We start from the raw sequence: 6,739 nt of genomic DNA on the forward strand, positions 1-6,739 counted from the left end.
GCGGTCCGCAGCCACCGGCGCTCGGAATCGCATCCGAGTAGGACCTGGGCGATGGCAACGCAGACCAGTTCAGCGTCGTTGAGGGTCCGTCGGGGGCCGCGTCTGCGGGGCCGGTCGGCCGATCGCAGGACGTCGTCGTCCAGATGGACGTAGAGTGCGGTCAGAAGGGCGTCCAGGTTTGTCTTCACACACTGATCATGGGCGCCCTTCGCCATGCCCGCCGCCGGTTCAGCAAACCCCCATCAACGATCTAGCGCCCGCCGCGACCATCGGTGACGCGGTGGGCGAGCTCGTCGCGCAGACGATCGCGGCGGCGTTCGAGGCGGGCGCTGAACCGCACGTCGCCGGTGTCGGGCCGCCGCAACCGGGTGATCCTCTCGGGGAGGGTCGCGATGTCGGCGGCGCACCGCTCGCGCACGTCCGCGAGCGGCTCCACATCGGCGGTGCGGCGTCCCGCCCTCATCACGGGCAGGAGCAGCGGCTCCGAACCGTCGTCGGGCGGCGGCTCGTCCAGGAGCGCGACGACGTCGCCGTGCGGCCCGCGATAGACCTGCTTGGCGCAGGGAGCGGTCGCCTTGCCCGCCGACAGCTTCATCACCGGCCGGTCGCCGTACGCGACGAGTTTGTACGCGCTGTCGAGGTAGGGCGCGTCGGCCGACACGCCCATCCTCGTCCCGACCCCGTAGACGTCGATCGGTGCCCCGGCCTCGCGCAGTTCGGCGATCCGGTGCTCGTCCAGGCCGCCGCTCGCCACGATCCGCGTCCGCTCCATGCCGGCCTCGTCCAGGACGCGGCGCGTTCGGACGGCGAGGGCGCCCAGATCACCGGAGTCCAGGCGGACGCCGCTCGGGAACCGCAGGCCCGCCCGCCGGGCCGCATGGACGGCGGCTTCGACGCCGCCGAGGGTGTCGTAGGTGTCCACCAGCAGCGTCGTCCGATCGGGGAAGTCGGCGACGAACGCGTCGAACGCCGCGTCCTCGTCGGAGAACGCCTCGACGTACGAGTGCGCCATGGTGCCCACGGCCGGGATGCCGTGCCGCCTTGCGGCCTCGACGTTGCTGGTCCCCGCGAACCCGGCGATGCGGGACGCGCGGGCGACCGATATCGCCGCGTCGATGCCCTGCGTCCGGCGGAACGAGAAGTCGATCACCTGCGCCCCGCCCGCCGCCCGCACGCACCGGGCGGCCTTCGTCGCCACCGTGGTCTGGAACGTGAGGTGGTTCAGCAGCACGGTCTCCACGAGCTGGGCCTCGGCGATCGGCGCCGTGACCTCCAGCAGAGGCTCGCCGGCGAACACGACCCGCCCCTCGGGCACGGCCCGGACATCCCCGGTGAACCGCAACCGTCCCAGGGCCCGCAGCGTGCCGTCGTCGAAGCCCTGTTCGTCCGCCAGGTAGCCGAGGTCCTCCTCGGCGAGTCGGTAGCCTTCGAGGAACGACAGGCAGTCGGCCAGCCCGCAGGCCACCAGGAACCCGCGGTCGGGCGGCATCTTGCGGACGAAGAGGCTGAACGTCGCCGGCCCGGTCATCCGGCGCCGCAGATAGCTCGCCGCCATCGTCAATTCGTACAGATCGGTCATCAGTCCGGTGCTCATGGAGTGCTCCATCCCGAGGTTCGCGCGCCCATCGGGCACCAGAAACCCTTCCCCCTTCCACCGGACGTCACCAGGGGCGGCCCGGTCCGGCACGGCACGGGCGCTCAGGGCGCGGCGCGAGCGCGTCCGTGGTCGGCCGCGTACGCGGCGAATACCTCGGCGGGCGTCCCGTCCGTGTGGAGGAAACGCTGGTCGAGGACCGCCGAAAGGTCTTCCAGCGCGTCAGCGAGCACTGTGGCCGCCAGCCGCACATCACCCCGCCGGGCCTCCTGCCCGTGCCGGGCGAGGCGGAAGGCATAGCCGATCGTGGCAGCCAGGGACGAGTCGTCCTCACCGTCATGGAAGTAGTACGCCTCGGCGTACTGGGTGAAATCGATACGGACACGAACCACCTCGGTGGCCAGGCCGTCCAGCAGCGCCGCCCCCACGGCGCAGTCGAGTTCCTGCACGGACATGCCCGATCGGTGCAGCAGCGCCAACCTGATGGCGAGAACCCGTCGACGGGTCAACGTCGGAAAGACCTGCAGCACCCACGAGACGGTGGCCGTGAGGAGGACGAACCCGATGAGGGCCTCCAGAGGCGAGGCCACGCGAAGCCAGCCTTCCGCGGGCGCGATGTCCCCGAGCCCGAGGGTCGCGATCGTCACGAGCGACAGATAGACCGAATCCAGCAGCTCCGACTCCTGTGACAGTCCCGAACGGGGCGCGAAAGCGAAGGAGTCCGGCATATGGGGCCAGTAGACGATGGCCCAGCCCAGAACGATGATGACGGCCCACATGGCGACCACGGCGACCATCGCGAGCGGACCGACGAGTCCCACCACACGCGTGCGCGCACGGAGACGTTTGGCCAGCTTCCACAACGCCGCCATGACAAGCCGGCTCAGCCCCCCCGTGGCGGGTGGGGTGCCAGATTGTATGGAACAAGTCGCGCAGAGTGGCCAGAATGAGCACGACTCCGACTAACGAGACCACCCACTCCATTCATCACTCCCGCGGTGGCCGCCGTGCGGAGCGGCGGGCCCCTCGCGCGGCCCCCCGCCCATGGACCTGCTGCACGCACCGTTGCTCAATGCACTCTCACCGTATCCGCGGCAGATGCCTCCAGACTGCCGCCAATGAGCGAACTGTCGCCGTGCTAGACAACCTTTGCCTCGTTGTGGCGCGACGTCGCCTTCCGAAGCCGTGGCCGAACGGAGTGCGGCCGGTCCGATGGGACCGGTGGCGGGGAGTGGCCGACCATTCGGTACGGGCGGCGGGCACGCGAGCGCGACGGCCGTCACCGCACTGGCCGGTCGGCGTCGCCCTCTGGGCTCCTATGCCCCTCCGCGCGCATGCCCGCTTCGTCGGCATGGCGGGCGACCGCCTTGGCGAGTTCCACGACGGCGTAGGCGAGCAGCGCCACCACGGCGGCCCGGCCCCAGGCGCCGCCGTCCAGCGGGGCGGAGCCGAAGACGTCGTTCATCGTGGGCGTGTACGTGTAGACGGCCTGGACGGCGAGCAGGCCGGCGGCGCCCGCGCCGATCCAGGGGTTGCGGCGGACGCCGCCCCACAGCATCGGCCGGTGCAGCGACAGGCAGTTGAACAGGTACGCCAGGAGGGTGAGCGCGAAGACGTTCACCACGACGGTGCGGGCCTCGGCCAGGGAGGCGCCGTGGTCCTGCTCCCAGTGGAAGAGCCCGAACGCTCCCGCGAGCAGGATCGCCGAGACCAGCAGAACGCGGGCGGTGAGCCGCCTTGTGAGCAGGGGAAGGGCCGGGTCGCGGGGCGGGCGCCGCATGATGTCGGCGTCGCGGGGCTCGACGGCGAACGGCAGTCCCAGGATCAGGATCGCGGTCATGTTGAGCCAGAGCACCTGGACGGGCTCGATCGGCAGTTCGCCGCCGCCGAGGACGGCCGCCATCAGGACCAGGCCGAGGCCGATGTTGGCGGGCAGCGCCCAGACGATGAACTTGACCAGGTTGTCGAAGACGCCGCGGCCCTCCTCGACGGCGGCCTCGATGGAGGCGAAGTCGTCGTCGGTGAGGACCATGTCGGCCGACTCCTTGGCGACCTCGGTGCCGGCGCGTCCCATCGCCACGCCGATGTCGGCCTGCTTGAGCGCGGGGGCGTCGTTGACGCCGTCGCCGGTCATGGCGATGATGTGCGACCGGCTCTGGAGGGCCTGGACGAGGCGGAGCTTCTGCTCGGGCGAGACGCGGGCGAAGACGGCGGTGCGCTCGACCGCGTCGGGGAGGTCGGCGGCGGGGCACGCGGCCAGCTCCGCGCCGGTCATGACGCCGCCGCGCAGGCCGACCTTCGCGCCGATGGCGCGGGCGGTCGCGGCGTGGTCCCCGGTGATCATCTTGACCTGGATTCCGGCGTCCCGGCACGCGCGGACGGCGCGGGCGGCCTCCTCGCGGGGCGGGTCGTGCATGGCCTGGAGGCCGAGGAAGGTCAGCCGGGGCAGTCCGGTGAGGCGGTCGGCGTCGAGGTCGGCGCGGGCGAACGCCAGGACGCGCAGGGCCCGGCGACCGTAGGCGTGGGCGAGTTCGGTGACGGCGTCCGCGTCCAGGGGCTCGCGGCGGCCGTCGTCGGTGAGCCGGTCGTCGCAGGCGGCCAGGATCCTTTCGACCGAGCCCTTGACGTAGACGGTGCCGTTCTCGTGGAGGGTGGCCATGTACTGGCGTTCGGAGCTGAACGGCAGCGTGTCCGTGCGCGGGGGCACGGGCCCGGCGGCGGCCTTGGCCGCGGCGGCGACCAGGGCGCCCTCGGTGGGGTCGCCCGCCAGCGTCCAGCCCTCGTCGCCCTCGATGAGCCGGGCGTCGTTGCAGGCGGCCCCGGCGAGCAGGCACTCCCTCAGCACCGGATGGTCGCCCGCCCGCACGGGCACGCCGTCCAGCAGGACGTCGCCGTGCGGGGCGTAGCCGGTGCCGGTCACCTCGTACAGGCGTCCGCCGGCGGCGACGGCGGTGACCGTCATCTGGTTCTCGGTGAGCGTCCCGGTCTTGTCGGTGCAGATCACGGTGGTGCCGCCGAGCGTCTCCACCGCCGGGAGGTGCCGGACGATCGCGTTGCGGCGGACCATGCGGGCCACGCCGAAGGCGAGGGTGACGGTGACGACCGCCGGCAGTCCCTCCGGGATGGCGCCGACGGCGAGGGCGACGGCGGCGGTGAGCATGTCCGCGGCGGGCTCCCCGCGCAGGGTCCCGATCGCGAACGTCACCGCGGCCAGGCCGAGGATCGCGACCGTCACCAGCCTGCTGAACCGGGCGATCTTGCGGGTGAGCGGCGTCCGGACCGCGGTGGCCTGGCCGACCAGCCGGTGGACCAGGCCGATCTCCGTGCCGGCGCCGGTGGCGGTGACGATGCCCGCTCCCTGGCCGTACGTGGCGAACGTCCCGGAGTAGGCCATGGAAGTCCGGTCGCCCAGGACGACGTCCCCGACCGGGGCGGGGTCCTTCGCGACCGCGGTGGACTCGCCGGTGAGCGCCGACTCGTCCATCTTGAGTTCGGACGTGCGGAGGAGGCGCAGGTCGGCCGGCGCCTTGTCGCCCGCCTCCAGCAGCACCAGGTCGCCCCGGACCAGCCCCCGGGACGGGAGCCGCATGGCTTCGCCGTCCCGGACCACGGTGGTGACCGTCTCGGTCAGGGCGGCGAGCGCCGCCAGCGCCGCCTCCGCCCGCGACTCCTGCACGAACCCGACGACCGCGTTCACCAGGACCACGCCCAGGATGACGGCGGCGTCCACGTGCTCGCCGAGCAGCGCCGTGATCAGCGCGGAGACCAGCAGCACGTAGATGAGCGGGCTGTTGAACTGCAGCAGGAACCGTGCCGCGGGCCCGCGCCGCCGTGCGGGCGGCAGCGTGTTCGGTCCGTACCGTTCGAGTCGCGCCGCGGCCTCGGCCGAGCGGAGCCCGCGCTCGGTGTCGGTGCCGAGTTCCTCGGCGACTTGGGGGCCGGTGAGCCGGTGCGGCGCTTCGGGGACGGTCGTCGTTGTCACTCCTAGAGCCTCGCCATTCCCGCCACCGGAAGATCAGGGACGAAGGTCCCTGAGGGGCCGTCCGTTCGCCCCCGGTACGTCTGCCCAGGGACGGGAAGGCCATGCGCCGATGACCGGTTAATGTGGAGCCCGCTGTCCGGACGGCACAGAGCACTGTGTAGAACGCCGGTCGTCGCGATCTCGGCCGTGCAGACGCCCGGAGAATCCTGGGTCGCGGGCGGTGGAGCGGAAGGCCGAGGAGACGCCTTCGCGGCGCATTTCGTCGCGGGCGACGAGGGGGCGACGTCGCCGATGATGCTCTCCGTCCCAGATGGTGGCGGTGCCCTGTTCACCGACGATGTAGCTGTGCTGGGAGGACTCAACCAGCCTGGACACTCGTAGGTGCATCCATGGAAATCGTGAACTCAAATTGCTTAGCAATTCGCAGCCCCGCCTCTCGAATAAATGGACTCGGCATGTGCCACTGTGTGATAGCGAGCTTCGCCAATTGACTCAGATGATTTAAACTGGCTACTGGTTAAAACCGTCATCTATTTGTCTGCCCGTTCTTCTTTCTGGATTGGACGGCGGTTGACTTTCAATTGCTGGCCGGGGCGGCGGGTGTGGCAGGTAGTGGCCCATGACACGCGCCATGCTGAGCTCACCGTGAGTGACGTGCCCATGTGAGCCTGAGTGCCGGTTGTGGGAGATCGGAAGCTACTCGATCTTCCTTGAAGGGCCTCATGGAGAACCAGAAAACCTGCTCTGAGCAGGGCAGGCGTCGAATCTTCCTCCCGCAATGGCCCTTTTGATCGTGTTCACACCGAAAAGGTCACTAGTTCGAACCCAGTATCGCCCACCCCTACGCCACAGGCCCTCCAGCGACATCGCGGGAGGGCCTCAGTGAAGCTTTTTCAACATGCGTTGAGCTCGCGGTTCTGGAGGACGTGGATGGCCTTGGCGAGGTGACCGGCCCGGTGGGGGCAACAACGTAGCTTCGTGAGGATCTTCCAGGTCTTGAGCTGGGCGTTGGCTCGTTCGCCCGGTCCGCGGAGCTTGGCGTGGGAGCGGTTGGCGTCCTTGAGTGGCTCGGGCTTGTTCTTGCCTCTGTAGGGCGTCTGGATGTGCGGATCGGCGCCGACGTAGCCCTTGTCGGCCAGGACCAGCAGCCCGGAGGCGGCCAG

The 6,739-nt window shown here is 70.5% G+C and carries 4 protein-coding genes and 1 pseudogene; all 5 read right to left on the bottom strand.

Features of this window, described 5'->3' with window-relative positions; all coding sequences use genetic code 11:
* Window positions 1–188: pseudogene (locus H505_RS51295) on the bottom strand (IS982 family transposase); the annotation flags it as partial.
* A gap of 62 nt (window positions 189–250) precedes the next feature.
* Window positions 251–1,594 (bottom strand): nicotinate phosphoribosyltransferase, encoded by a 1,344-nt coding sequence (locus tag H505_RS0133215; protein ID WP_051301461.1) that lies wholly within the window; start codon window positions 1,592–1,594, stop codon window positions 251–253.
* Window positions 1,595–1,698: 104 nt separating this feature from the next.
* The gene (locus H505_RS46030; protein WP_211238620.1) at window positions 1,699–2,466 is read right to left on the bottom strand and encodes a potassium channel family protein; all 768 of its coding nucleotides are present in this window, start codon (window positions 2,464–2,466) and stop codon (window positions 1,699–1,701) included.
* A gap of 407 nt (window positions 2,467–2,873) precedes the next feature.
* Window positions 2,874–5,576 carry an HAD-IC family P-type ATPase gene (locus H505_RS46035; protein WP_084551111.1) on the bottom strand — a complete coding sequence of 901 codons (2,703 nt, stop codon included), beginning with the start codon at window positions 5,574–5,576 and terminating at the stop codon, window positions 2,874–2,876.
* Between the two features lie 893 nt (window positions 5,577–6,469).
* A partial coding sequence (locus H505_RS49535) for a transposase family protein (RefSeq protein ID WP_026400320.1) occupies window positions 6,470–6,739 on the bottom strand: 270 nt, incomplete at its 5' end.

The sequence above is a fragment of the Actinomadura rifamycini DSM 43936 genome, assembly GCF_000425065.1.
GTDB lineage: Bacteria > Actinomycetota > Actinomycetes > Streptosporangiales > Streptosporangiaceae > Spirillospora > Spirillospora rifamycini.